This is a genomic window from Bradyrhizobium sp. HKCCYLS3013, from assembly GCF_051167615.1.
In the GTDB taxonomy this organism is placed as follows: Bacteria; Pseudomonadota; Alphaproteobacteria; order Rhizobiales; family Xanthobacteraceae; genus Bradyrhizobium.
In genome coordinates, this window is record NZ_JBNPTK010000012.1 from 39,157 (window position 1) to 63,520 (window position 24,364).

A 24,364-nucleotide genomic window follows, 5' to 3' on the forward strand; every position below is an offset into this window, starting at 1 on the left:
GGCTGCGAGATTGAGTGATTGTGGCGGCGAATTGCCGGGAAATGGGTGGGATTGTCAATTGAGGTGCCACCCTCCCCTCGAGGAGGGGGAGGGGCGATCGCCCGCGGAGTTCGCTTGTGGCCGGCTATCTCTCCGGCGTCATGCCCGGGCTTGACCCGCCTGCGCGGCCGTAGCCGCTTCGGCGCGGCGAAGGCCCGGGCATCCACGTCCGTCCCAGGATGCCACACCACGTGGATGGCCGGGTCAAGCCCACGGCTGTCCGGTTCAGCTTCCGCATATTGCGAGGCTCAACTGTTGTGGGTTTTTGGCAAGTTGGGGTGGCCCCGTGAGCAATTGATCGATGGGGCGGCGATGCATGAGGTTGGTGCGGACCAATCTGGCAAAGACCAAGGGGCTTTGGATTGCCTTCTGAAGGTCTTGCGCGAGGCGAAGCAAGAGGAAGGCGATCAGGGCAACGGCGATCTGGATACGAACGGCGTTCTCAGAAGTCCCGAGGAACCTGGTGATCTTGAGGGTCTGCTTGACCCAACGAAAGAACAACTCGATGGCCCAGCGGCGACGATAGAGGTCGGCGATCTCTTGAGCGCTGGCATCGAGGTCGTTCGACAGGATGCGCAGGATCTTTCCCGTTTCCAAGGTGACGCGCACTTCGCGCACCGCAGTCTGCATTGGATTGCGGCGGCTGTAGGCTTGGCGTTGTGGAAGGAAGCCGATGCGGTCGGAGAGGATGTTGCCATCCGCGATGACAGGCAACTCCTCCACGACCCGCAGCGGCGTATTGGATTTGAACCGGGTCACGATTCGACAACCGGCGGCGTCCAGTTGAGCCCACCAAGCATATTCATAATAGCCGAGATCGAAGACGTAGGTTGCTCCCGGCTCGATGGGCATCTGATGCGCTGCAGTATTGTCGTTGACGTTGGCTCCGCTGATTGCCGCATAAATCGGCCGGTCGGCGTCGGCATCATAGATCACATGCACCTTGGCACCGCAGACACCGGTAGAGAACCGTGCCCAGCCAGCGCTGGCTTCTGTCAGCCGTACGCTGGTCGAATCAATCAAATACGTCGTCTCGGCAAGCTTGCGGCGTAACCGGCGATGGGCCTGCTTCATCATGATGGCCAACAGGGCGGCAAACATCTCCGCAGGCCGATTCATATTGGCGTCCGCGAAAGTCGAGCGGCGGACAGGGCCCCCACCCAGGTGATAAAGCCGCGCGGTGTGGCTCGACAGCCCGGTGACAATCTCACGCAGACTGGAAGCCCCCGAAAGCTGACCGTACAGCAGCGCCACAAATTGGTCTTTGGTGGAAAGCCGTCGAATCCGCGCGTCCGTGCCATGCTCGTCCACAAGCGCCTCGAAGCGATGCCAGGGGACCAACTTCAGAATGTCTCGGAATACTGTATTCTGATGCGGCATGGCGGGACCTTCCTGGTGTGTCTCGAACATTTGGCGATGCTCAAGACCGCAGAAGAATCCACGCCATGCACCATGTCCAGTCTGTCTGAACCGGACAGCCGTGGGTCAAGCCCGGCCATGACGGTGGAATTAGGCGGGCTCGATCTCGGATGCCCAGCTGGTCAGTTGAGGAAGGCCGCAGCCGCTATTTGCTGTCGAGCAGCGGGTCGAGAATGAAGGGTTTTTTCTGGCCGCGGGTGGCGGCGGGGGCGGCATCAGCGCCGTAGCCGGAGTTGAACAGGCCGGGCTTGTTGGCGGCGTCCGTCGCGGTGTCGGTGGGCGCGGCCGACATCTGCGGTGCCGGCGGGGAGTTGGCCGGCAGGTCCAACGGGCCCTTGCGGCCGCAGGCGGCCAGCAGAAGGGCTGTGGCGCCCAGGACGAGGACGACCCGGGCGGCGGAGGTTGGACGGCGAGCGCGATTCACGTGTGAAATCCCCATGCGGGCGGCACCATACAGAGATTGAACCGGCCTGACGAGTGCGGGAGTGCCACGCCAGGACGATCAAATTGCGGCGATCAAATTTCGGACCGAGCCCTACTTCCGCTGCTTTTCCAGCCGCTTCAGCCAGGCCTTGGCCTGGGAGGCCACGTTCTTCGGGGCGGTGCCGCCGAAGCTGGTGCGGCTCTTCACCGAGGACTCGACCGAGAGCACGCCGAGCACGTCGGCCGTGATCTTGGGCTCGACCTCCTGCATCGCCGTCAGCGGCAGCTCGTGCAGCGCCACGCCCTGCCTGGCGGCGAGCGCGACGATGCGCCCCGTGACGTGATGGGCCTCGCGGAACGGCATCTTCAGGGTGCGCACCAGCCAGTCGGCGAGATCGGTCGCCGTCGCGTAGCCCTCGCCGGCGGCGGCCTTCATGCGGGCCTCGTCCGGCACCAGGTCGAGCGCCATGCCGGTCATGGCCCGGATCGCAAGCGACAGCGCCGCGAACGCCTCCATCGCGCCCTGCTTATCCTCCTGCATGTCCTTCTGATAGGCGAGCGGCAGGCCCTTCATGACGATCAGGAGCGCGTTCAGCGCGCCGATGACGCGGCCGGTCTTGGCGCGGACGAGCTCGGCGGCGTCCGGATTGCGCTTCTGCGGCATGATCGAGGAGCCGGTCGTGAACTTGTCCGACAGCTTGATCAGGCCGACCAGCGGCGAGGTCCAGATCACGATCTCCTCGGCGAAGCGCGACAGGTGCACGGCGCAGATCGAGGCGGCCGACAAGGTCTCCAGCACGAAGTCGCGGTCGGACACGGCGTCGAGCGAATTGGCCATCGGGCGGTCGAAGCCGAGCGCTTCCGCCGTGGCGTGGCGGTCGATCGGGAACGAGGTGCCGGCAAGCGCGGCCGCGCCGAGCGGGGATTCGTTGAGGCGCTTGCGGGCATCGAGGAAGCGGCCGCGGTCGCGCCCGGCCATCTCGACATAGGCCAGCAGGTGGTGGCCGAAGGTGACGGGCTGGGCGGTCTGCAGATGGGTGAAGCCGGGCATCACCGTGCCGGCATGGTTGAGCGCGCGGGAGGCGAGCGCGTGCTGGTAGGCGGCGAGCGCCGCGTCGATGTCGTCGATCTCGTCGCGCACGAACAGGCGGAAATCGGTCGCGACCTGGTCGTTGCGCGAGCGCGCGGTGTGCAGGCGGCCGGCGGCGGGGCCGATCAGCTCGGACAGCCGGCTCTCGACGTTCATATGGATGTCTTCCAGGGCCCGCTTGAACTCGAACGAACCCTTGGTGATCTCTGACAAAATCGTGTCTAGACCCTTCCCGATATTTTTCGCATCACCCGCCGTGATGATGCCCTGGGCGGCGAGCATGGCGGCGTGCGCCTTGGAAGCGGCGATATCCTGCGCGTAAAGGTGGCGATCGACGTCGATCGAGACGTTGATGTCCTCCATGATCTCGTCGGGACGCTCCGAGAACCGTCCGCCCCACATCGTGTTGCTCATGCCTGAACCGCTTCCAAGACCTTGCTGATCGCCACGGGATGGGACATACCGTCCGGACTCCCGAAATTCGCGCCTCTGATAGCCGCAACCGACCCGAGATGACAAACGATAAGCCGGATACGTCCCCTGCCCGCCCCGCATCCTCGCGGCGAACGCTGCTCGCGGCCGGTGCCGTGGCGGTGGTCGCCGTGGCCGGCATCGCCGCGGTGACCTTTGGCGGATTGCTCAGGGGACGGCCGGCGGGCGACCAGGCCTGTCAGGCGGCGGTCGCCACCGCCAAGCGGATCTCGCCGCTGATCAAGGGCGAGGTGGCGGCGCTGACGGCGGCAACCGTGCCGCTGCGACTGCCGGACCTCGCTTTCGAGGACGGCACGGGGGCAGCGAGGAAGCTGTCGGACTTCCGCGGCAAGACGGTGCTGTTGAACCTCTGGGCGACCTGGTGCGTGCCCTGCCGCAAGGAGATGCCGGCGCTGGACGGCCTGCAGGCCAAGCTCGGCAGCGACGCCTTCCAGGTGGTCGCGGTCAACATCGACACCCGCGATCCGGAGAAGCCCAGGGCGTTCCTGAACGACGCCAAGCTGACGCAGCTCGCCTATTTCAGCGACCCGAAGGCCAAGGTGTTCCAGGATCTCAAGGCGGTCGGCCGCGCGCTGGGCATGCCGACCTCGGTGCTGGTCGATGCCCAGGGCTGCGAGATCGCGACCATCGCGGGACCTGCCGAGTGGGACAGCGCCGACGCGGTCAAGCTGATCCAGGCGGCGACGACGAAGGCCGCCGCGGGGCTTTAATCAGGGACTATCAGGCGGCGATGTTGAGGTTGCCGCCGACGCCGGGGCCGGCATTGGCGAGCGACAGCGTCTGCTGCGCGCCGCCGAGCAGCGTCAGGACGGCGTCCTTCTGGGCGTTCAGGTTCTGCTTCAGCACCGACGTGGCGACCTGCTGCTGTGTCGCACTCGCCTGCTGCGCCATGACCGCAGCCACCAAGCTCATGTCCATACGCATATACCTCGCTACCGGCACGCTAACCGAGGAGCCTTAACGAAGCGTATCGGCGGCGCCCGACAGCGGTAAAATCAGCGGGTCGGCACGGGTTTGGGGCCGCGATAGTCGTAGAAGCCGCGCTGCGTCTTGCGGCCGAGCCAGCCGGCCTCGACATATTTCACCAGCAGCGGGCACGGCCGGTACTTCGAATCCGCCAGCCCTTCGTGCAGCACCTGCATGATGGACAGACAGGTATCGAGGCCGATGAAGTCGGCCAGCTCCAGCGGCCCCATCGGATGGTGCGCGCCGAGCTTCATCGCCGCGTCGATCGCCTCGACATTCCCGACGCCCTCATACAGCGTGTAGATCGCCTCGTTGATCATCGGCAGCAGCACGCGGTTGACGATGAAGGCCGGAAAATCCTCGGAGACGGCGACCTGCTTGCCGAGCCGGCCGACGAACTCCTTGGCCGCCTCGAAGGTGGCGTCGTCGGTGGCGATGCCGCGGATCAGCTCGACCAGCTCCATCAGCGGCACCGGATTCATGAAATGAATGCCGATGAAGCGCTCGGGCCGGTCGGTGCAGGCGGCGAGCCGGGTGATGGAGATCGACGAGGTGTTGGAGGCGATGATCGCCTCCGGCTTCAGCACCGCGCAGAGATCGTGGAAGATCTTGCGCTTGACGTCCTCCTTCTCGATCGCGGTCTCGATGACGAGATCGCAATCGGCGAGGCCATCGAGAGTTTCGCTGATCGAGATATGGCCGAGCGCCTGATTGCGGGCGTCCTCGGAGATCACCTTCTTCGCGACCTGGCGGGTCAGATTGCCGTTGATGGTCGCCATGCCCGATTTCAACCGATCGGCGGTGACGTCGTTGAGCACCACGTCGAGCCCGGCCAGCGCGGCAACGTGCGCGATGCCGTTGCCCATCTGTCCTGCGCCGATCACTCCGAGCTTGTTGATCTGAGCCATGTTGTCATCCACCCGAACGGCACGCCTGCTGCGCCCGTCCATGCCCTTGGAAGTGAGAACACCGGCCGCCGCGGTCCCATGCGGCCGGTGTCTTGAGCGTTACTTGCCGAGCTTGCCGAGCGCGTCGGTCAGCTCGGGAACCGCCTGGTAGAGGTCCGCCACCAGGCCGTAATCGGCCACCTGGAAGATAGGCGCGTCCTCGTCCTTGTTGATCGCGACGATCACCTTGGAGTCCTTCATGCCGGCCAGATGCTGAATGGCGCCTGAAATGCCGACCGCCACATACAGTTCCGGCGCGACGACCTTGCCGGTCTGGCCGACCTGCCAGTCGTTCGGCGCATAGCCGGCATCGACCGCGGCGCGCGAGGCGCCGACACCGGCGCCGAGCTTGTCGGCGAGCGGCTCGATGTACTTGGCGAAGTTCTCGCGGCTCTGCATCGCGCGGCCGCCGGAGACGATGATCTTGGCCGAGGTCAACTCGGGGCGGTCGCTCTTGGCGACCTCCTCGCCGACGAAGCTCGACAGCGCCGGATCACCGGCCGCCGCCACGGTCTCCACCGACGCGCTGCCACCTTCGCCCGCGGCTGCGAACGTGGAGGTGCGCACGGTGATGACCTTCTTGGCGTCCTTCGACTTCACGGTCTGGATCGCGTTGCCGGCATAGATCGGCCGCTCGAACGTGTCGGGCGCCACGACCTTGATGATCTCCGACACCTGCATCACGTCGAGCAAAGCGGCGATGCGCGGCATCACGTTCTTGAAGCGCGAGGTCGCCGGCGCGACGATCGCGTCGTAGTTCGCGGCGAGCTTGACCACGAGATCCGCGAGCGGCTCGGCGAGATCATGCGCATAGGCAGCATCGTCGGCGAGCAGCACCTTCTTGACGCCGGCGAGCTTGGCGGCGGCGTCGGCCGCGCCCTTGGCGCCCTGACCCGCGACCAGCACGTCGACATCGGCGCCGAGGGCTGCAGCCGCCGTCAGCGCCTTGTTGGTCGCGTCCTTGATCGCGGCATTGTCGTGTTCGGCAATCAGCAGCGTGGCCATCAGAGCACCCCCGCCTCGGTCTTGAGTTTGTTGACGAGCTCGGCGACGTCCTTGACCTTGACGCCGGCCTTGCGGCCCGCGGGCTCAGCGGTCTTGATCACCTCGAGCCGCGGCGTGAGATCGACGCCGGTGTCGGCGGCGGTCTTCTCGGCGATCGGCTTCTTCTTCGCCTTCATGATGTTCGGCAGCGACGCGTAGCGCGGCTCGTTGAGGCGGAGATCGGTGGTGACGATCGCCGGTCCCTTCAGCTTCACGGTCTGCAGGCCGCCATCGACCTCGCGGGTCACCTTGAAGTCGGACCCTTCGACCTCGAGCTTGGAGGCGAAGGTCGCCTGCGCCCAGCCGAGCAGCGCCGCCAGCATCTGGCCGGTCTGGTTCGAGTCGTCGTCGATCGCCTGCTTGCCGAGGATGATCAGGCCCGGCTGCTCGTCCTGCGCCACGGCCTTGAGGATCTTGGCGACTGCGAGCGGCTCGACATTGCCTTCGGCCTTGACCAGGATGCCGCGGTCGGCGCCCATCGCGAGCGCGGTGCGGATCGTCTCCGAGGCCTGCGCGGGCCCGATCGAGACCACCACCACCTCGGTCGCCTTGCCGGCTTCCTTCAGCCGCAGCGCTTCCTCGACGGCGATCTCGTCGAACGGATTCATCGACATCTTGACGTTGGCGAGTTCAACGCCCGATCCATCGCTCTTGACGCGGACCTTGACGTTGTAATCGACCACCCGCTTGACCGGCACCAGAACCTTCATCGATCCTCTTTCGCTCTAAATTGTCCGGGGTTGACCTTTCGGGCGCGGAACCTAAAGCGCCCATCCCCCCCGGTCAACGCGCGACGGGCGAAAAAAGCAGGCCCGCACGCCCCCGGGTTAACGGTTTTGCCCCGGCACCCACAACACGTCGCCGGCGCCGTTCCGGTTCGCCGCCCTGCTGGCGACGAACAGGAAATCCGACAGCCGGTTCATATAACGAATGGCGGCCTCGCTGACCGGCTCGTCCGGCTTGCCGGCGAGTTCCGTCATGATCCGTTCCGCCCTGCGGCAAATGGTACGCGCCACATGCAGATGCGCCGCCGCCGCGGTCCCTCCGGGCAGCACGAACGAGGTCAACGGCGCGAGCCGCTCGTTCAGTGTGTCGATGTCGCGCTCCAGACGGTCGACCTGGCTGGCGACGACGCGCAGCCGCTCCGCCTTGCCCTCGCGCTGCGGCACCGCGAGATCGGCGCCGAGGTCGAACAGATCGTTCTGGATCAGGCCGAGCATCGCATCGATTTCGGGCGCATCAGCCAGATGCAGCCGGACCACGCCGATCGCGGCGTTGGTCTCGTCCACGGTTCCATAGGCGGAGACGCGCAGATCGTATTTGGGACGCCGCTCGCCATTGCCGAGCGCGGTCGTGCCGTCGTCACCGGTCCGCGTGTAGATGCGATTCAGGACCACCATGCTGCGTTCTCAACGTCCGTTTCTCGACGCCTCGGCGTCTCGGTCTCAGCGCCCCATCGCCCAGATCGCCGCCATGGCAATGACGACCGCGACGAACTGCAGGATCACCCGCCAGCGCATCAGCTTCTGCGACAGGTTGGGCGAGCCGCCCCGCGTCATGTTGACGAGGCCGAGAAACAGCACCAGCGCGACCGCGCCGACGGCGATGGGAAGGATGAATTTACCGAGAAGTGAAGCCATTCGGGCTAGATAACACCGCAGACGCAGGAGCGCCATGCCGGATCGGACCGCCAGGGGCTGCAACTTCTGGCTTTTGGGCCCGTAATATCGGATTGTACAAATCACATCGTTTCGCGGAGTGCAGGAACAGGTGAAGGCGCTTCGCTACATCTTCCACGTCGTCATGGACGCGTTCTACACCTTCCTCGCCGACGACGGCTGGGCGATCGCCAGCCATATCGCGCTGTCAACCCTGATGGCGCTGTTTCCGTTTCTGATCGTCCTGACCTCGCTCGCCGGCTTTCTCGGCTCCAAGGATCTGGCCGACCAGGCTGCCACCCTGATGCTGCAGACCTGGCCGGCCCAGGTCGCGGATGCGCTGACCGGCGAGATCCACGACGTGCTGACCACGACCCGGACCGACGCGCTGACCATCGGCGCCGTGCTCGCGGTCTATTTCGCCTCGAACGGCGTCGAGGCGCTGCGGGTCGCGCTCAACCGCGCCTATGGCGTGATCGAGCAGCGCCGCTGGTACTGGCTGCGGCTGGAATCGATCGGCTACACCCTGGTCGCCGCGATCACGGCGCTGGCGATGTCGTTCCTGATCGTGCTCGGGCCGCTGATGCTGGCCACCGCCCGGCGCTACCTGCCGCTTGCGGTCGAAGCCAACGAGCGCTTCGTCAACCTGTCGCGCTACGGCATCACCATCAGCGCGCTGATCGTGGCGCTGTTCATCCTGCATGCCTGGCTGCCGGCGGGCCGGCGCAGCTTCATGCAGATCATGCCCGGCATCGTCTTCACCTTCGTCGCCTCGCTGGTGTCGGGCATCGTGTTCGGCCAGTATCTGGCGCGGTTCGCCAACAACTACGTCACGATGTATGCGGGGCTCGCATCGGTGATCATCGCGCTGGTGTTCCTGTATTTCATCGCCGCGATCTTCGTGTATGGCGGCGAGTTGAACGCCTCGATCATCAAGTCGCGGCTGCCGCGCGGCGTGTCGCTCCAAGAAGCGCAGTCGCTAGTGCCCGCGGCGAAACGGGCTTGAGCAGGAACGCGTCGGCGCCGGCGGCGCGCGAGGCCGCCTCGTCCTCGCCGCGTCCGGAGACGCCAATGATCGGGATCGTGCCGTGGGGCGCATCCAGCTTGCGGATACGGGCAATCGCCTCGACACCATTGATGCCGGGCAGCACCATGTCCATCAGCACCGCATCGTAGCTGCCGGCCATGATCCGCTCCGGTGCGGCCTCGCCGCGGCCGATGAACTCCGCCTGGTGGCCGAGCTCGTTGAGGATCGTGTTGAGCACCACGCGGCCGAACGGATTGTCCTCGACGCCGAGGATGCGCAAGGGCCGCGTCGGCCCCAGGGTGACGCCATCTTCCGAGCCGCCCGCCGTGGTGTGCGGCGCGGCCGCCACGGTCAGCGCCACGGTCAGCGTGAAGGTCGTGCCGCCGCCTTCATGCGGCGCCACCGCGACGTCGCCGCCCATGGCGCGCGCGATTTGCCGAACCGAGGACAGGCCGAGGCCGGCGCCCCCGAAGCGCGAGGCGATCGAGACATTGGCCTGGCTGAACGGGCGGAACAGCCGCTTGATCTCCTGCAGGGTCAGGCCGATGCCGGAATCGGAAACACGGAAGGCGACCGCGACCTTGCCCTTGGCGGCGCGCCTGATCGGCCTGCCGCGCCCGGCCTTGCCGGCCAGCGCGATGTCCAGCGCCACGCCCCCCTGCTCGGTGAACTTCACCGCATTATCGATCAGATTTTCGAGTGCGGCGCGTAGCCGCACGGGGTCACCGACGACGAGCCCCGGCAAATCGTCGGAGACACGGACCTTGGCCTCCAGCCCCTTGGCGGCGGCGCGGCCGGACAGCGAGTCCCCGGCGGCGCGCGCCAGCACGCGCAGGTCGAACAGATCCTCGCGCAGCAGCGTCCCCGCGGTCTCCTGCTTGGCGGCATCGACGAACAGGGTCGCCAGGCTCGACAGGTGCTCCGCGCCAGCCTTGATGGTGTCGACCCAGCGCCGCTCGCGCTCGCCGAGTTCGGATGTGGCGAGCAGGTCGCTGATGGCGAGAATGCCTGTCAGCGGCGTGCGGACCTCGTGGGCGAACACCGCCAAGGCGGCTTCGACGACTCCCGCACCGGGTCCGCCAGGCCCGAACGCCGCCCCTTTCGCCGAGACGGGCTTGGCTGATCCAGGTTTGGCTGATCCGGCCTTGGCCGCGCTGCGCCGGCTCCCCGCCATCGCCGTGACCTGAGGAACGTGCTTCTTGAGCGGTCGCGCCTTGGCGCGCTCCTTGACCGGCGGCGCCTTCGCGGCGGGCGTCTTCGGCTTCCCTGCTTTGGACGAGACCTTCGACGGCGCCATTCCAGAGGGCGTCTTTCCACCGGCCGGCCTCGACGCCGCGGCGGGCCTGGGCGCAGCAGGCTTGGCCGGTCGGGCCCGGCGCCCCGTACTCATGTTCCGAACGCGCTTCATCATGGCCCCTGTGACATGAACTCCGAAAAACGAAGGGGCACTTCTACTGTCATGTCTCGTCGTGCCGCTTTCGATTGAAGCTCCCGATTACCCGCGCCATCGAGCAGCATGGCACGGTCGTTTCCGGGTGTCACGATGCCCCGGAGGTTGTCCCCGCCGGAAACGTGGGAAGACATCGGGCTTGCGGCAGGACGCGGCTAGACCATGCCGATCCTGTGTCGGATTTCCGCCGGCGAGACGCCTTCCGCGCGCAAGGCGCGCAATCCCGTCGCCTGGGTGGACTTGGACAGCTTGTGGCCCTGTGCGTCGCGAATCAGTTGGTGATGCCGATAGGCCGGCGCCGGCAGGCCGAGCAGAACCTGCAGCAGCCGGTGGACGCTGGTGGCATGAAACAGGTCCTGGCCGCGCACCACCTCAGTCACCCCCTGCAGGACGTCGTCGAGCACGACGGACAGGTGATAGCTGGTCGGCGTCTCCTTGCGCGCCAGAACCACATCCCCCCACGCCTCCGGCCTTGCTTCGACCCTGCCGCTCTCGCCCGAAGGCCCGGCGCCGTGCTCGTCCCAGGCCAGCCTGCCCACGCGCGCGATCGCCGCGGCCATGTCCAGCCGCAAGGCATAGGGCACGCCACCGGCCATCAGCCCCGCACGTCGCGCTTCGGAAAGCGAGGTCGCCGTCCCCGGATAGAGCGGCGCCCCGTCGGGGTCGCGCGGCCAGGCTCCGTCCGCATCCCGCTGTGCGACCAGCCGCGCGATCTCGGCCCGGCTCTCGAAGCTCGGATAGACGAGCCCCATACCCTGCAGCCGCTCCAGCGCAGCGCGGTACTCGGCAAGGTGCTCCGATTGCCGCCGCACCGGCTGCTCCCAGGTGATGCCGAGCCAGGCGAGGTCTTCATAGATCGCCTGCTCGAACTCCGGCCGGCACCGGGTGGGGTCAATGTCCTCGATGCGCAGCAGCAAGCGGCCGCCGCTCTGCTGCGCGCATCGGACGTTCAACAGCGCCGAATAAGCGTGGCCGAGATGCAGATAGCCATTCGGACTGGGGGCAAATCGGAAAACGGGTGGCATGACATCTTGTCATTGCCGGACTTGAGCTGGCGCGATCCGACAATCATCCTTCAATTACGTTCGATCCGAGATGGATGCGCGGGTCAAGCCCGCGCATGACGACGCAGAAAGCTTTAGACACATGACCCTCCATCTCGACAGCCAGGACATTCTCGAGGACGCGGTCCGCGAGCTGGTGAAGCAGGACAACCGCCTCGCTCCGATCCTCGCCGCCACCGGCATGCCGGCGTTGCGGCGGCGGGAGCCGGGCTTTGCCGGGATCGCGCACATCGTCTGCGGCCAGCAATTGTCGACCGCGAGCGCGGCGGCGATCTGGGGCCGGCTGCAGGCGGCGTTCGATCCGTTCGATGCCGACGCGATCCGCCGCGCCCGTGCCGACCGGCTGGGCCGGCTCGGGCTCTCAGCGGCCAAGATCAAGACGCTGAAGCACATTGCGCGCGAACTCGGCGCCGAGCGCCTCAATCTCGACGTTCTCGCCAATGAGGACGCCGACGCCGCGCATGCAACCCTCACCGCGCTGCCCGGCATCGGGCCGTGGACAGCCGACGTCTACCTGCTGTTCTGCCTTGGCCATGGCGATGCCTGGCCGGCGGGCGACCTCGCCGTGCAGGAGGCCGTCAAGGTCGGGCTCGGCCTTGCGGCGCGGCCGACGGCGAAGCAGATGATGCCGCTTGCAGAAGGCTGGCGGCCGCTGCGCGGCGCGGCCGCGCATCTGTGGTGGAGCTATTACCGCGTGCTCAAGAAACGCGAGGGCGTCATCACGCAGGCGAACTAACAACTTCGGTGAACGCCGTTTCAAACAAAGTTGGGGTTGCAAAACGGTCATCGATGTCGGCCAGGATCGCACCACGACGCACATCATCGCATGGCCGGGGTCTTCATCATGCAATCGTCCGATTTCATCGTCGCACGCAGCGATCTGCAGCAGTGCCAGACGATCGTCACCGAGCTTCCCGGCAGCGACGCGCTTCCGGCCGACGCGCTGCTGGTCAAGGTAGACCGCTTCGCCTTCACCGCCAACAACATCACCTATGCCCTGCTCGGCGAGCAGTTGAAATATTGGCAACTGTTTCCTGCGCCCGGCGGCTTCGGCATCATCCCCGTGTGGGGCTTCGGCGACGTGATCGCCTCTCGCCATCCTGCCGTGGCGGAAGGCGAGCGCCTGTTCGGCTACTTCCCGATAGCGACGCATCTCGTCATCGAGGCCGCCGATGTGAGCAAGCGCGGCCTGCGCGACGCGGCCGCACACCGCCAGGGCGTCGCGCCGGTCTACAACGCCTATGCGCGGGTCGGCGACGATCCGGCGTTCGCCGGACGGCAAGGCGACTATCAGGCTTTGCTGCGCCCGCTGTTCATGCTCTCGTTCCTGGTCGACGACTTCCTCGCCGAACAGGCGCATTTCGGCGCCACGACCGTCATCCTGTCCTCGGCCTCGAGCAAGACCGCGTTCGGCCTCGCGCACCTCTTGCATACGCGGCGCCAGGGCATCCGCGTGATCGGGCTGACCTCGCCATCGAATGCAGCCTTCGTCCGCTCGCTCGGCTGCTATGACGAGGTGGTGACCTACGATGCGGTCGACAGGCTCGACGCGGGGACGAGCGCGGCCTTCGTCGACATGGCCGGCAATGCCAGCCTGCGCGCCGCGCTGCACCGGCACTATGGCGACAACCTGGTCTATTCCGGCCGTGTCGGGCTGACTCATCAGGACGTCATCGACGACGCAGACGCGCTTCCCGGTGCCCGGCCCACCTGGTTCTTCGCGCCCGACCAGATCAGGAAGCGCGCCAGGGAATGGGGACCCGGCGGCATCGAAAAGCGGCTCGGCGCGGCGTGGCAGGACTTTTCCCCGCGGCTCGACGGCTGGCTGACGATCGTGGATGGACGCGGTCCCGACGCGGTGCAGCGGATCTATCTCGACACGCTGCAAGGACGCATTCCGCCGGATCAGGGGCACATGCTGACAATGACGGCATGAGGCGCTTTCCGCCGGGTGCCGGTCGCGTGTAGCCTTGCGGCAGCTCAGATCAGGCGCATTCCCGGAGGCTGCTTCATGTCCATCACTCTCGGCTCCGGCGAGCACAGCTATCGCGTCGTCAAGGGCTGGGCCAGGCTGCCCGACGGCTGGGCGCTGACCGACGTCGCCTCGGTTGCCGTCGACAGCAAGGACCGCGTCTACGCCTTCAATCGCGGCGCCCATCCGATGATCGTGTTCGACCGCGACGGCAATTTCATCAGGAGTTTTGGCGAGGGGCTGTTCAGCCGCGCCCACGGCCTGTCGATCGACGCGGACGATAATCTCTACTGCACCGACGACGGCGACCACACCGTGCGCAAATGCACGCCCGAGGGCAAGGTGCTGCTGACCATCGGCCTGCCGGAGCGTCCGACGCCCTTCATGAGCGGCGAACCATTCAACCGCTGCACCCACACCGCGCTGTCGCCATCCGGCGAGATCTACGTCTCCGACGGCTACGGCAATGCGCGGGTCCACAAATACACGCCGGACGGCAAGCTCATCAGGAGTTGGGGCGAGCCCGGCTCCGATCCCGGCCAGTTCAACATCGTTCACAACATTGCGACCGATGCCGACGGCTTCGTCTATGTCGCGGACCGCGAGAACCACCGCATCCAGATCTTCGACGGCGACGGCCGCTACGAGACGCAGTGGAACAATCTGCATCGGCCCTGCGCGCTATGCGCCTGCGGCGCCGGGCGCAAGACCTTCATCATCGGCGAGCTCGGTCCGGGCATGCCGGTCAACCTCAACGTTCCCAACCTCGGACCGCGGCTGACCATCACCGACGCCACCGGCCGGCGCATCGCCCGGCTCGGCGGCGAGCATGGCCCGGGCCTGGAAACCGGGCGTTTCCTGGCGCCGCACGGCCTCGCGATCGACAGCCGCGGCGACATCTATGTCGGCGAGGTCGGCGTCACCAATTGGAGCACGAGCTTTCCGGACCGGCCGATGCCGGACGAGGTCAGGATCCATCGCTGTCTGCAGAAGCTGGAGCGCGTCCCTGGCTGACCTTGGCCACCAGCGGATGCTGGCCCCGGCCGAGGACATGCAACTGATTTGCAGTGCAGCGGCTGAGCGCTCTGCCACGGTTCTGACGCGCTTTGACCGCAGCTCGAAAGGCGGGAGAAGCCAGGTCAAACCATGTGTCAAGCCATTCTTGGGGCTTCACAATCCCGTCACGCTGCATGTAGTATGTCAAGGCATGCTGCTTCGCAGCCGTTATGGAGGCCAGGAGCGTTACTTGAACGCACATGTCTCGCAAGGCGGTTGGCCGGTGTTGGTGCTGAACGCGGACTTCCGGCCGCTGAGTTATTACCCGCTGTCTCTCTGGTCGTGGCAGGACGCGATCAAGGCGGTGTTCCTCGATCGCGTCAATATCGTCGAGTACTACGACCGCGCGATCCGAAGTCCATCCTTCGAGATCCAGCTGCCCAGCGTGGTTTCGCTGAAATCCTTCGTGAAGCCGTCGACGCATCCGGCCTTCACCCGCTTCAACGTCTTCCTCCGCGACCGTTTCGCCTGCCAGTACTGCCATTCCGGCGACGACCTGACCTTCGATCACGTCATTCCCCGCAGCAAGGGCGGCCAGACCACCTGGGAGAACGTCGTCGCCGCCTGCTCGCCCTGCAATCTGCGCAAGGGCAATCTGACGCCGCAGCAGGCCAAGATGTTCCCCAAGCAGGCGCCCTATGCGCCGACCGTCCACCAGCTCCATCGCAACGGCCGGCTGTTCCCGCCGAACTACCTGCATGATAGCTGGCTCGACTATCTCTATTGGGACACCGAGCTCGATCCGTAGCAGATCGGCACGTCGTCGGAGCTGGTGCGGACGTCGCCCTGGGCGCGGCGACGCTTTGGCTGTTGCCCGCGCATGCCCCGCCGCCCGATCCGCTGGCCGAATGGCGCGGCCGTCCGGCGGTATAATGGACTGGATTAACCCCGCCTTAGGCCCCTGTTCAGCATGATCGCGCGTTGCCGCGTGGGCCCCATCATGGCTGCCCGCTTCCGTCATTGTTCGAGCAGGCTGTCCGTTCCGCGCATGCAGACCGCAATCCCCGAGTGCAAGGCGGCGGCGCTCGCGAAAGCCCAGGCGGCGAGCTCGCTGCAGAACATTTCCCTGACCCTGTTTGCCAACGTGGCGATCGCAACCTCGCTGGCGCTGCTGCTGTATCTCAGGGAGGGCGGCACCCTCATCTTCGGCTGGCTGGGCGCCGCCATCGTTTTCGCCGCATTCCGCGCCGGATGGGTGTCGTACCTGAAGGCATCCGGACGGATCGAGCGCGATGCACAGCGCGTGCTGCGCAACCTCACCATCATGGCCTTCGCCAGCGGCGTGCTGTGGGCGATCGTCCCGATCGCGCTGCCGGCCTTCTCCCGCGCGCACAACGTCAACGACGTCGTCTTCATCATGGCCGGCACCACCACCGGCGCCATCATCCAGAGTCTCGCTTATTCGCCGATGGCGATCGCCTTCGGCGCGCCACTGATGGGCGCGACCGTGCTGCGGATGCTGATCTCGGGCAGCGACGTCGACTACGTCGTCGCGGCCGACGTCGCGTTCCTGACCTTCATGCTGTTCCGCGCCTCGCGGCTCGGCGAGCGCAACTTCATCGCGAGCCAGAATACCGCCATCGAAGCGACGGTGCTCGCGGAGTCGGTGGCCGAGGCCAATCACGCCCTGGAGCGTCTGGTTCGCACGGACTCGCTCACCGGGCTCGCCAATCGCAGTCACTTCCGCAGCGTGGCCGCCGCGGCGTGCCGGTCCGGACGCGGGGTCGCATTCCTCCTGATCGACGTCGACAACTTCAAGACCATCAACGACGCGCGCGGCCACGATGCCGGCGACCGGGTCATTCAGGCCATCGCCGCGCTGCTGCAATCCGCCTGCCGCGGTGAGGATCTGCCGGTCCGCCTGGGCGGCGACGAGTTCGTCGTCGTCATGCAGGGCGACGATGTGGCGAGCCGATCCGTCGCACTTGCCGAATGGCTGATGGCCGCCCTCGCGCAGCCGCTCGCGATCGCGGGCCAGTTGCTGCCCGTCAGCTGCTCGATCGGCATCGCGACGCAAGCGGAAGGCCCGATCGATCTGGAAGAGCTCTCCGCCCGCGCCGACGTCGCGCTCTACCGCGCCAAGGACGACGGCCGCGCCTGCATGCGCGTGTTCGACGCCAAGATGCAGTCCGAGCTGACACTGCAGCGCCGGCTCGACGCCGAGCTGCCGGCGGCGCTGGCCCGCCGCGAGCTCCACGTCGAATTCCAGCCTCAGGTGGCGATGGCGACCCAGGAGGTCATCGGCTTCGAGGCGCTGCTGCGCTGGAAGCATCCGAGCGCCGGATTGATCCCGCCGCCGGACATCGTGTCCGCGGCGATCCGGTTGCGCCTGTCCGGCCAGCTCACGGAGTTCGTGGGCGAGCGCGTCTGCGCGTTCCTGCGCGCGCTCGACCGCAAGAAGGCGCACGGCATCCGGGTGTCGATCAACGTCTCGCCGCGCGAATTCCCGCTTCACTCGCCGGCGCAGACCCTGAAGACCGTCTCCGAGCGCTACGGCGTCGATCCGCACCGGATCGAGATCGAGGTGACCGAAGAGGCGATGTTCGATCCCAGGCGGTGCGCCGACGAATTGAAGCTGATCGACCAATATGGATTTGGTCTTGCGATCGACGATTTCGGCGTCGGCCATTCCTCGATCGCCAACCTGATGGCGGTCGAGATCGACACCATCAAGATCGACCGCTCCTTCATCCACGGCATCGCCGGCAACCGCCGGGACCAGCAGCTCGTCGCCGCCATCACCGCGGTGGCGCTGCCGCTCGGCCACCGCATGATCGCCGAGGGCGTCGAGAGCGAGGCGGATGCCGAGTGCCTTCGCATGCTCGGCTGTTCCTACGGACAGGGCTGGCTGTACGGCAAGCCGATGAAGGAGGACGACGCGATCGCGTGGCTCGTCCAGCATCGCAGCGGTGCTGCTGCCGCAGGCGAGCCCTTGCCGCGCAGCGCGTAGGCGCGGCGCGGTCACGGAAGGACCAGCATCTGCGCAAGGCCCGGACCGAAGGCGCCGGCCCACGCGGCGACAATCACGAGGATGAGTCCGGGAACGAGGCGCAGCGCAAAGGACGATCCGCCGCTGGTCCACGCCACCACGATCTTGCTGATCGTGTTCGCCGACAGCGCCGCCAGCACCGGCGCCACGGCATCGGCGGCGCTGATCTTGCCCGACGCGGCAAGCGTGGCCGCGGCCACCGCCGGCGCATGGGTATCGACGAGGCCGGCGACTGCGGCGCTCGCCACCAGGCCGGCTTCGCCGAATGCCTCGCGCAACGCGGCCGAGAGCACCAGCACCGCCGAGATCGTCAGCGCCAGCAGCAGCGCGCCCGGCAGGCTGAAGGCGCGCCCCGGCGGCAGGTCGGCGGCGCCGCTCTGCCGCAGCCCGGCGATCGTGAAGATCGCGCCATAGACCGCCGCCGCCACGCCGGCACATAACAGCGGAATCAGCAGCGCGTGCAACGCCGGCAGGCTGGTGACGGCCAGCACCGCGGCGAGCTGGGCGATGGTCGCGACCGTCGACAACGCCGCGCCCGCAGCCGCGGCGCCGCCAAGCTCCGGCGCCTTGCGCGCCCGCGCGCCCATCGCGCCGATCGTGGCGGTGCTGGAAACGAAGCCCGAGGCGAAGCCGGACACGGCGAGCCCGCCGCGGGCGCCGAGCAGCCGCATCGAGACATGCCCGGCGGCGCCGATGGCCATCATCAGCACCACGAGCGTCCAGATGCCGCGCAGGTTGAGCGCCCCGAACGGACCGATCGGCTGATCGGGCAGCAGCGGCAGCACCACCAGCGTCGCCGCGGCAAAGATCAGGCCGTCCTTGAGCTCGCTCTCGCTGAGCACCGAACGGACGAAGTCGTGCAGCATTGGCCGCGCCGCAAGCAACACCGCCAGCACGACGGCGACGCCCGCCGCCAGCGCCGGACGCTCGGTGGCGAGGCCGCCGAGCAGGACGGTCAGGATCAGCGCCGCTTCCGAGGTCAGTCCCGGATCGTCGCTGCGCGAGCGCCAGTAGGCGATCGCGGTGAGGACCATGATTCCGGCGGTGACGACGGCCAGGAGCAGCTTGCCGCCGATCAGCATGCCGATCGCGCCGGCCAGCGACGCCGCCGCAAAGGTGCGCAACCCCGCGGGCGAGCGAGCGGGTCCCTCGCCCTTGCGGCGCTCGCGCTCGAGACCGATCAGCAATCCGATGCCGAGTGCGACCACGATCGCGACGATCTCGGGACTGAGGCTCATGACATCCGGCATCGCCATCGTCCTGAATCACACCTGCTCACGGCGCGACGAACGCGCTGACGATCATCAACAGACATGTGATGAGACCAAGCGCGGGAATCCATAGCGGCACCCTGACATGCGGAGCATCCGACCCGATGCGCCGGATGCGAATCCGCAGCAGGCACAGATTGACGATGGCAAAGATCGTCAGCGTCGCGAGCGAGGTGCCCTCGGCCAGCCGCTCGAGCGGGAAGGCCAGCGCCAGGATCGCGACCGCCAGCATGACGAGCCCGGTTGCGATCAGCGGCGTGCCGGTGCGGGGATCGACGCGGCCGGCGATGCGCGGCAGGTCGCCCTGCCCCGCCATGCCATAGACGACGCGCGCCGTCATCGTCATCTGGGCGAGAATGGTGTTGAGCGTCGAGACGATCGCGATCGCATTGAAGGTGGCCGGACTGATGCCGGCGACGGCATTGAACACCAGGCTGAGCGGCGCCGGAGAGGCCGACAGCACGCCCGGCGGCACCGCGGTCACCGCAATCGCGGCAATCAGCACATACAGCGCGGAGGTGATCAGCAGCGTGAGCGCCATCGCCCACGGAATGTTTCGCTGCGGGCGCTTGGCCTCCTCCACGACGTTGGCGAGGTCCTCGAAGCCGACAAAAGCGAAGAACGCCAGCAGGCCGGCGAAGGTAATGCCGGAGAGAACGCCGAGCTCGAGCGGCGGCGGGATCAGCAAGGCCGGGCCGAACGCGACGCCGGAGTGGACGGCCGAGACGATGATCCACAGCAGCCCGCCGGTCTCGATCAGGGTCAGCAGTCCTGCGAGCATCACCGATTCGAGAATGCCCCAGGACGCGACCATGCCGAGCGCGACCACGATCGCCATCGCGATCAACGGCGTCGGCAGGTCGATGAGCTGCCGGATGTAGCCGGCACCGCCGAGCGTCACCGCCGCCGCCGCAATGATGCCGGTGGCGAGCCGCAGCGTGCCGACCGCCGTCGACAACAGCCGCGACTTGAAGGCCGCGCGGACATAGGCGGCCTCGCCGGCGCTCACGGGATAGCGGGTCGCAAGCTCGACATAGGAGGCGGCGGTGAACGTCATCACGAACGCCGCCAGCGCAAACGCCCAGGAGGAATGGATGCCGGCATGGCCGGCGACCGCGCCGATCAGGACGTAGATGCCGGCTCCGACGGTCACGCCCGTGCCGTAGAGCACGAGCAACGGCAGTCCGAGCCGACGCCGCAAGCCGGACGCAGGCACGATTGGATCTTGCGGCACCACGAATTCCATTCCTGATCACGACGAACAACGGAGTTGTAGGGGCTTAAGGGAGCAAGCGCGAGCCCTGTTGATCTCGGTCAACCGGGACCTGCGCGAGATCCGCTGGGCTGCAGCATTCGACCGCCTGTCAGCGCAACGCGGGTCGCCGACGCACCGGCGCCCAGTCGCGTTCGTGCTACATGCGTCTGCCGAGACACGCGTCTGCGCTCTCGCGCGCAATCCGCCCGAGCCGTGCTGATAGAACTCCCTCTCTGCAATCGAGAGGGTGCAGGGAAGACCGAGCCTCGGCTGAGGCCCGTGGCCCCCGTGCGGAGAAAATGCACGGGGCAGGAACCACAGGTACAGCCGGATCGACCCGGCCTTCCCCGCGCGATGGTTTTCACGGCTGCTCCGCGCTCTCCCCGGGGACCGGCTTGTTTGCCCACGTCATCCGCACGACACGTCATGTCGCAGCAGACTTGACGCCAGCGTCGGGGCGCCAGGACCACACGGCTTGACCGTCCGTCACGGCGTCAGTCGTCTGCGCGCGAACGCGCCCGACATCGCAACGGCCACCACTCCCCACCCCAGCGTATCGTGACGACGCGTACGCCCCTCTGCATGAGGCGGGATGGCGATAGATGACCACAAATTCCGAAAACAAGAAACAAGAATCTTTTTCGTCGAGGCTCTGGACAATGTCGGCCGATTGCGCGCGAAACATTGACTGATTTGGCCGGCGGGCAGCCCCGCACGACCTGAATACGCCTGAGCGACTCCATCACACGCGCGTTCGCCGCCTTCCACCGCGAGCCGCAGCGGCTTAGGATGCCACAACATCGCATCATTCCGGAACAGGCACTGTGCCCGAATTCGAGCCGCTCTACACGACAACCAGCGCCGATAGCATCGGACGCTTCGTGGCCCATCACTACGTGCTATCAGAGCCGCTCGCGTGCCGAATGGTGAATCGCGGTTTCAACGACGTCTATCTTGTCACGACCGCGAGCGGCGACCGCTACGTCTTTCGGCTGTCGCATCACCGCGCCCGAGGCGCGGCCGATGTCCGCACCGAAACCGACTTTCTCGCGCATCTGGCGCGCTGCGGCGTGCCCGTAGCCGCGGCCGTTCCGGCGCGCGACGGCAACCTGTTCGTGCGCGGCGAGGCGGCGGAAGGCCGACGGGAAGGCGTGCTGTTTCCCGCAATCGATGGACGAATGCCGGACGTCGCCTCGCAATCCGATGCTCACGCCAACGGCGTCACGCTTGCGAGAGTCCACGATGCGGCGATGTCTTATCAGCCGGAAGCGCCGCTCTACCGGCTGGACCTCGACCATCTGTTGCACCGGCCGCTCGCGCGCGTTGAGAATCTCTGTCGCACCATCGGATCCGACGACGGCGGCTTTCTTCAGGAGGTCTGTGCGCGAACAGCCGCCGGAATCGAGGCGATGCAAGGCCTGGCGTGGACGCATTGTCACGGCGACTGCCATGGCTTCAATGCGCGTATCGGCGCCGCTGGCGAGGCCGTCTTCTTCGATTTCGACGATGGCGGCCGCGGCTATCTGGCCTATGACCTGGCTGTGTTCCTGTGGGCCAAGCTGTCGTTCGGTCGGCGCTTTCACGCGGCGTGGCATGCTTTCGTCGACGGCTATCGATCGGTCCGCCCGATCTCGGCGGCGGATTTCGAGGCCGCGCATGCCTTCGTGATCGTCAGGCACATCTGGCTGATGGGCGAACAGGCCAGCCGCTCGCGCGAGTGGGGCAGCGAGCCGGTCCGCTGGATCACGCAGCAGCGTGAATTCCTTGAAGGCTGGGAGGCGCAGCAGCTGGGGGCACGCCTTATATGAGCTTGACCGACGGCAGCATGGGAGACTTTGAACCATGACTGATACGATCGTTCGGGTACGCCGGCTCGGCATCATCGGCTGCGTGGCGGACATGTCGCTCAGGTCGCAGCGCTTCCGTCGCATGGGGTGCTCCCGGTAATCGATCCGCCACCGTCCTTCGACAAGGTCATCGTCGACGCATCGATTTCCTGACGTTGTTCTGATCGCTGCGGCGGTTGCCGTGTCGCGTCCGCCACAGCCAGCAGATCAACTCATCAGACGCATTGTCAAACCACGAACGATGTGATTAGTACGCCACCGGCGTCGAGCATTCCGCTCCGCCGATTGGAGAAAGACGATGACTGCGATCATCCGTTGCTCCGCCAGGAGCCGCCGGGCCTGATCCTCGCGTGAGGCGAGGTGTGGCGCGGCCTGCGTGCGCCTTCGCGCGCGCTGATCATCCCTGACCATATCTCCCTGTCTGTCTCCAAGGTACTCCCATGGGCATTTCCCATCGCGTGGACGGCCGTGCGCCGATTCACGGTTACTACTCGTCCAGCTCCTGGATCGAGGGCGCCGCCGTGCGCCAGCTCGAAACGGTGGCTGCCATCTCCGGCGTGCGTGCCGTCGCCGGCATGCCGGACCTGCATCCCGGCAAGTTCGGCCCGGTCGGCTGCGCCATTCTCGCCGACCATATCCACCCGGCCTTCGTCGGCTCCGACGCGGGCTGCGGCATGGCGCTGTTCGCGCTCGACCTCGCGTCGCGCCGCATCCGCGTCGACAAGGCGGCCGACCGGCTGCGCGACGTCGCCACACCCTATGACGGCGACATCGCAAGCGAGCTCGCGAGATGTGAGCTGACACCGTCCGACTTCGATGCCTCGCTCGGCACGATCGGCGGCGGCAATCATTTCTGCGAGCTGCAGGCGGTCGAGGAGGTGTTCGATCCGTGCTGCGGCATCGATCGCGACCGCGCGCATCTGCTGGTGCATTCGGGCTCGCGCGGCCTCGGCCACGCGCTGCTCGAACGGCACGTCGCGGACGGGCTGAAGCCGCTCGCCCCCGACAGCGAAGCCGGTCAGGCCTATCTGGCCGCGCATGACCACGCGCTGCGCTGGGCGTCGTTGAACCGCCAGGTGATCGCTCGCCGGGCGGCAGCGGCCTTGCGCTGTGAGGCCGATCCGGTCTGCGCGTGCTCGCACAATTGCATCGAGCACCGCGCAGACGGCGTGCTGCACCGGAAAGGCGCCGCGCCGTCCGACCAGGGGCTCGTCGTCGTGCCGGGCTCGCGCGGCGCGCTGTCCTATCTGGTCGCGCCGCTCGCGTCAGCGCCAAACGAGGCGTTGTGGTCGATCGCCCATGGCGCCGGTCGCAAGTTCGACCGGTCATCGATGATCGGCCGTGTCGGCGCCACGCGATCGGATCGCGAGCGTCTCGCGCGCAATCCGTTCGGCGGCCGCGTGATCTGCGAGGACCGCGCGCTGCTCGCCGAGGAGGCACCGGAGGCCTACAAGCCGATCGCCGGCGTGATCGCCGATCTCGAAGCATTCGGGCTCGCGCGCGTCGTCGCCAGCTTCCGCCCGCTGGTGACGGTGAAGAAGATCGCCGTCGAGCGGCCGCGCAAGGAGGACCGGCGATGAGACGGCTGCTCCTCACGGCGGGGCGCGGTCCCGCCGAATGCCGGCTCGCGGTGGCGCATGCGCTTCAGCGGCTCGCCAACGAGGCCGAGGCGGCGGATTGCGCATGCGCGATCGCGCGAGAGCAGACCGACCGGCATGGGCCGGCCAGCGCGATCGTCGTGCTGGACGGGTCGACGGCGTCTGACCTCGCGCGGCGCTGGACGCAGGGCTCGCTGCTCTGGGTGTGCCGCAGTCCGCTGCGGCCGCATCACGGCCGCAAGAACTGGTTCGTCGGCATCGTCGATCTGCCCCTGTCGGAGCGGCTGGCGGCGTTGGCGGCCACCGACGTCCGGTTCGAAAGCTTTCGTGCCGGCGGGCCCGGCGGCCAGCACCAGAACAAGACCGAGAGTGCGGTGCGCGCGGTTCACGTGCCGACGGGGCTGGTCGCGATCGCGCGCGACGGCCGCTCGCAGCATCGCAACAAGGCGCTGGCGCTCGCGCGTCTCGCCGCATTGCTGGACGGCCGCGCGCGCCTGGCGGACGCCGGCGAGGCGCGCCTCATCCACGCGGCGCATGACAGCGTCGAACGTGGCGCAGCCGGGCTGCGCTTCGAGGGACCGGCGTTCAGGCCGGCGGGATGATCACCGGACAGCCGGGGGCGTGAGAGCCCCCGACTGCACCTTCGACAGGCAGGGATGCACAGTCATCTCTCCGCCAGACGACCGCCATGCGCGCCGCTCCGCATATTGGCGGATGACATCGCGCCGCCGAACGGCTAAGCGGACCGCCCCCCGGA

General features: G+C 67.0%; 23 protein-coding genes. 10 read left to right on the forward strand and 13 right to left on the reverse strand.

What is annotated here, in order from left to right; translation table 11 throughout:
• Positions 1-264: 264 nt before the first annotated feature.
• The 3 genes from ACQR1F_RS21305 to argH form a co-directional block, all read right to left on the reverse strand.
• Complete coding sequence (locus tag ACQR1F_RS21305) at positions 265-1,419, reverse strand: IS4 family transposase (RefSeq protein WP_315800429.1); 1,155 nt, start codon at positions 1,417-1,419, stop codon at positions 265-267.
• Positions 1,420-1,603: 184 nt separating this feature from the next.
• On the reverse strand, positions 1,604-1,897 hold the full coding sequence (lptM, locus tag ACQR1F_RS21310) for an LPS translocon maturation chaperone LptM (protein ID WP_316181243.1): 294 nt from the start codon (positions 1,895-1,897) through the stop codon (positions 1,604-1,606).
• Between the two features lie 96 nt (positions 1,898-1,993).
• The gene (gene argH, locus ACQR1F_RS21315) at positions 1,994-3,385 is read right to left on the reverse strand and encodes an argininosuccinate lyase (RefSeq protein WP_434913801.1); all 1,392 of its coding nucleotides are present in this window, start codon (positions 3,383-3,385) and stop codon (positions 1,994-1,996) included.
• Positions 3,386-3,483: 98 nt separating this feature from the next.
• On the opposite strand from argH, the gene tlpA reads away from it, so the two are divergent.
• Positions 3,484-4,173 (forward strand): thiol:disulfide interchange protein TlpA, encoded by a 690-nt coding sequence (gene tlpA / locus ACQR1F_RS21320; protein WP_434838000.1) that lies wholly within the window; start codon positions 3,484-3,486, stop codon positions 4,171-4,173.
• Positions 4,174-4,183: 10 nt separating this feature from the next.
• Here the strand turns inward: tlpA and ACQR1F_RS21325 are convergent, their stop codons facing one another.
• The 6 genes from ACQR1F_RS21325 to ACQR1F_RS21350 all read right to left on the reverse strand — a co-directional run bounded on the left by ACQR1F_RS21325 (position 4,184) and on the right by ACQR1F_RS21350 (position 8,060).
• On the reverse strand, positions 4,184-4,381 hold the full coding sequence (locus ACQR1F_RS21325; protein ID WP_315718145.1) for a putative motility protein: 198 nt from the start codon (positions 4,379-4,381) through the stop codon (positions 4,184-4,186).
• Positions 4,382-4,458: 77 nt separating this feature from the next.
• On the reverse strand, positions 4,459-5,337 hold the full coding sequence (locus ACQR1F_RS21330) for a 3-hydroxybutyryl-CoA dehydrogenase (RefSeq protein ID WP_315718147.1): 879 nt from the start codon (positions 5,335-5,337) through the stop codon (positions 4,459-4,461).
• Positions 5,338-5,436: 99 nt separating this feature from the next.
• Positions 5,437-6,381 carry an electron transfer flavoprotein subunit alpha/FixB family protein gene (locus ACQR1F_RS21335; RefSeq protein ID WP_434913802.1) on the reverse strand — a complete coding sequence of 315 codons (945 nt, stop codon included), beginning with the start codon at positions 6,379-6,381 and terminating at the stop codon, positions 5,437-5,439.
• Positions 6,381-7,130, reverse strand: coding sequence for an electron transfer flavoprotein subunit beta/FixA family protein (locus ACQR1F_RS21340; protein ID WP_316217985.1), 750 nt, complete (start codon positions 7,128-7,130; stop codon positions 6,381-6,383). The genes ACQR1F_RS21335 and ACQR1F_RS21340 overlap by 1 nt, the downstream gene beginning before the upstream one ends.
• A gap of 117 nt (positions 7,131-7,247) precedes the next feature.
• A complete protein-coding gene (locus ACQR1F_RS21345) occupies positions 7,248-7,820 on the reverse strand; it encodes a cob(I)yrinic acid a,c-diamide adenosyltransferase (protein WP_315805679.1) in 573 nt (190 codons plus the stop codon).
• Positions 7,821-7,865: 45 nt separating this feature from the next.
• Positions 7,866-8,060 (reverse strand): twin transmembrane helix small protein, encoded by a 195-nt coding sequence (locus ACQR1F_RS21350; RefSeq protein ID WP_015664263.1) that lies wholly within the window; start codon positions 8,058-8,060, stop codon positions 7,866-7,868.
• Positions 8,061-8,190: 130 nt separating this feature from the next.
• On the opposite strand from ACQR1F_RS21350, the gene ACQR1F_RS21355 reads away from it, so the two are divergent.
• Positions 8,191-9,084 (forward strand): YihY/virulence factor BrkB family protein, encoded by an 894-nt coding sequence (locus ACQR1F_RS21355; RefSeq protein ID WP_316217986.1) that lies wholly within the window; start codon positions 8,191-8,193, stop codon positions 9,082-9,084.
• On the opposite strand, the gene ACQR1F_RS21360 is transcribed toward ACQR1F_RS21355, so the two are convergent.
• Both ACQR1F_RS21360 and gluQRS read right to left on the reverse strand, forming a co-directional pair.
• Complete coding sequence (locus ACQR1F_RS21360) at positions 9,011-10,402, reverse strand: ATP-binding protein (RefSeq protein ID WP_434913803.1); 1,392 nt, start codon at positions 10,400-10,402, stop codon at positions 9,011-9,013. The genes ACQR1F_RS21355 and ACQR1F_RS21360 overlap by 74 nt on opposite strands.
• A gap of 308 nt (positions 10,403-10,710) precedes the next feature.
• Entirely contained in the window at positions 10,711-11,580 is an 870-nt protein-coding gene (gluQRS, locus tag ACQR1F_RS21365; RefSeq protein ID WP_316237109.1) for a tRNA glutamyl-Q(34) synthetase GluQRS, read from the reverse strand.
• Between the two features lie 121 nt (positions 11,581-11,701).
• On the opposite strand from gluQRS, the gene ACQR1F_RS21370 reads away from it, so the two are divergent.
• The 5 genes from ACQR1F_RS21370 (at position 11,702) to ACQR1F_RS21390 (ending at position 17,597) form a co-directional block, all read left to right on the forward strand.
• Positions 11,702-12,355 carry a DNA-3-methyladenine glycosylase family protein gene (locus ACQR1F_RS21370; protein ID WP_434895758.1) on the forward strand — a complete coding sequence of 218 codons (654 nt, stop codon included), beginning with the start codon at positions 11,702-11,704 and terminating at the stop codon, positions 12,353-12,355.
• A 108-nt stretch (positions 12,356-12,463) separates the two neighbouring features.
• The gene (locus ACQR1F_RS21375) at positions 12,464-13,555 is read left to right on the forward strand and encodes a DUF2855 family protein (RefSeq protein ID WP_434913804.1); all 1,092 of its coding nucleotides are present in this window, start codon (positions 12,464-12,466) and stop codon (positions 13,553-13,555) included.
• Between the two features lie 75 nt (positions 13,556-13,630).
• Positions 13,631-14,605 (forward strand): peptidyl-alpha-hydroxyglycine alpha-amidating lyase family protein, encoded by a 975-nt coding sequence (locus ACQR1F_RS21380; RefSeq protein WP_434913805.1) that lies wholly within the window; start codon positions 13,631-13,633, stop codon positions 14,603-14,605.
• A 232-nt stretch (positions 14,606-14,837) separates the two neighbouring features.
• Positions 14,838-15,395, forward strand: a complete 558-nt coding sequence (locus ACQR1F_RS21385; RefSeq protein ID WP_042340571.1) for an HNH endonuclease — start codon at positions 14,838-14,840, stop codon at positions 15,393-15,395.
• Positions 15,396-15,635: 240 nt separating this feature from the next.
• Positions 15,636-17,597 carry a putative bifunctional diguanylate cyclase/phosphodiesterase gene (locus tag ACQR1F_RS21390; protein WP_434913806.1) on the forward strand — a complete coding sequence of 654 codons (1,962 nt, stop codon included), beginning with the start codon at positions 15,636-15,638 and terminating at the stop codon, positions 17,595-17,597.
• An 11-nt stretch (positions 17,598-17,608) separates the two neighbouring features.
• Here the strand turns inward: ACQR1F_RS21390 and ACQR1F_RS21395 are convergent, their stop codons facing one another.
• A complete protein-coding gene (locus ACQR1F_RS21395) occupies positions 17,609-18,886 on the reverse strand; it encodes an MgtC/SapB family protein (RefSeq protein ID WP_434913807.1) in 1,278 nt (425 codons plus the stop codon).
• Between the two features lie 25 nt (positions 18,887-18,911).
• Entirely contained in the window at positions 18,912-20,141 is a 1,230-nt protein-coding gene (locus tag ACQR1F_RS21400) for an APC family permease (protein WP_434913808.1), read from the reverse strand.
• An 845-nt stretch (positions 20,142-20,986) separates the two neighbouring features.
• Here ACQR1F_RS21400 and ACQR1F_RS21405 point away from each other — a divergent pair.
• The 3 genes from ACQR1F_RS21405 to prfH all read left to right on the forward strand — a co-directional run bounded on the left by ACQR1F_RS21405 (position 20,987) and on the right by prfH (position 24,209).
• A complete protein-coding gene (locus ACQR1F_RS21405) occupies positions 20,987-21,970 on the forward strand; it encodes a phosphotransferase enzyme family protein (protein ID WP_434913809.1) in 984 nt (327 codons plus the stop codon).
• 479 nt (positions 21,971-22,449) lie between these two features.
• Positions 22,450-23,589, forward strand: coding sequence for an RNA ligase RtcB family protein (locus tag ACQR1F_RS21410; RefSeq protein ID WP_434913810.1), 1,140 nt, complete (start codon positions 22,450-22,452; stop codon positions 23,587-23,589).
• The gene (prfH, locus tag ACQR1F_RS21415) at positions 23,586-24,209 is read left to right on the forward strand and encodes a peptide chain release factor H (protein ID WP_434913811.1); all 624 of its coding nucleotides are present in this window, start codon (positions 23,586-23,588) and stop codon (positions 24,207-24,209) included. The genes ACQR1F_RS21410 and prfH overlap by 4 nt, the downstream gene beginning before the upstream one ends.
• The last annotated feature ends 155 nt before the right edge of the window (positions 24,210-24,364 follow it).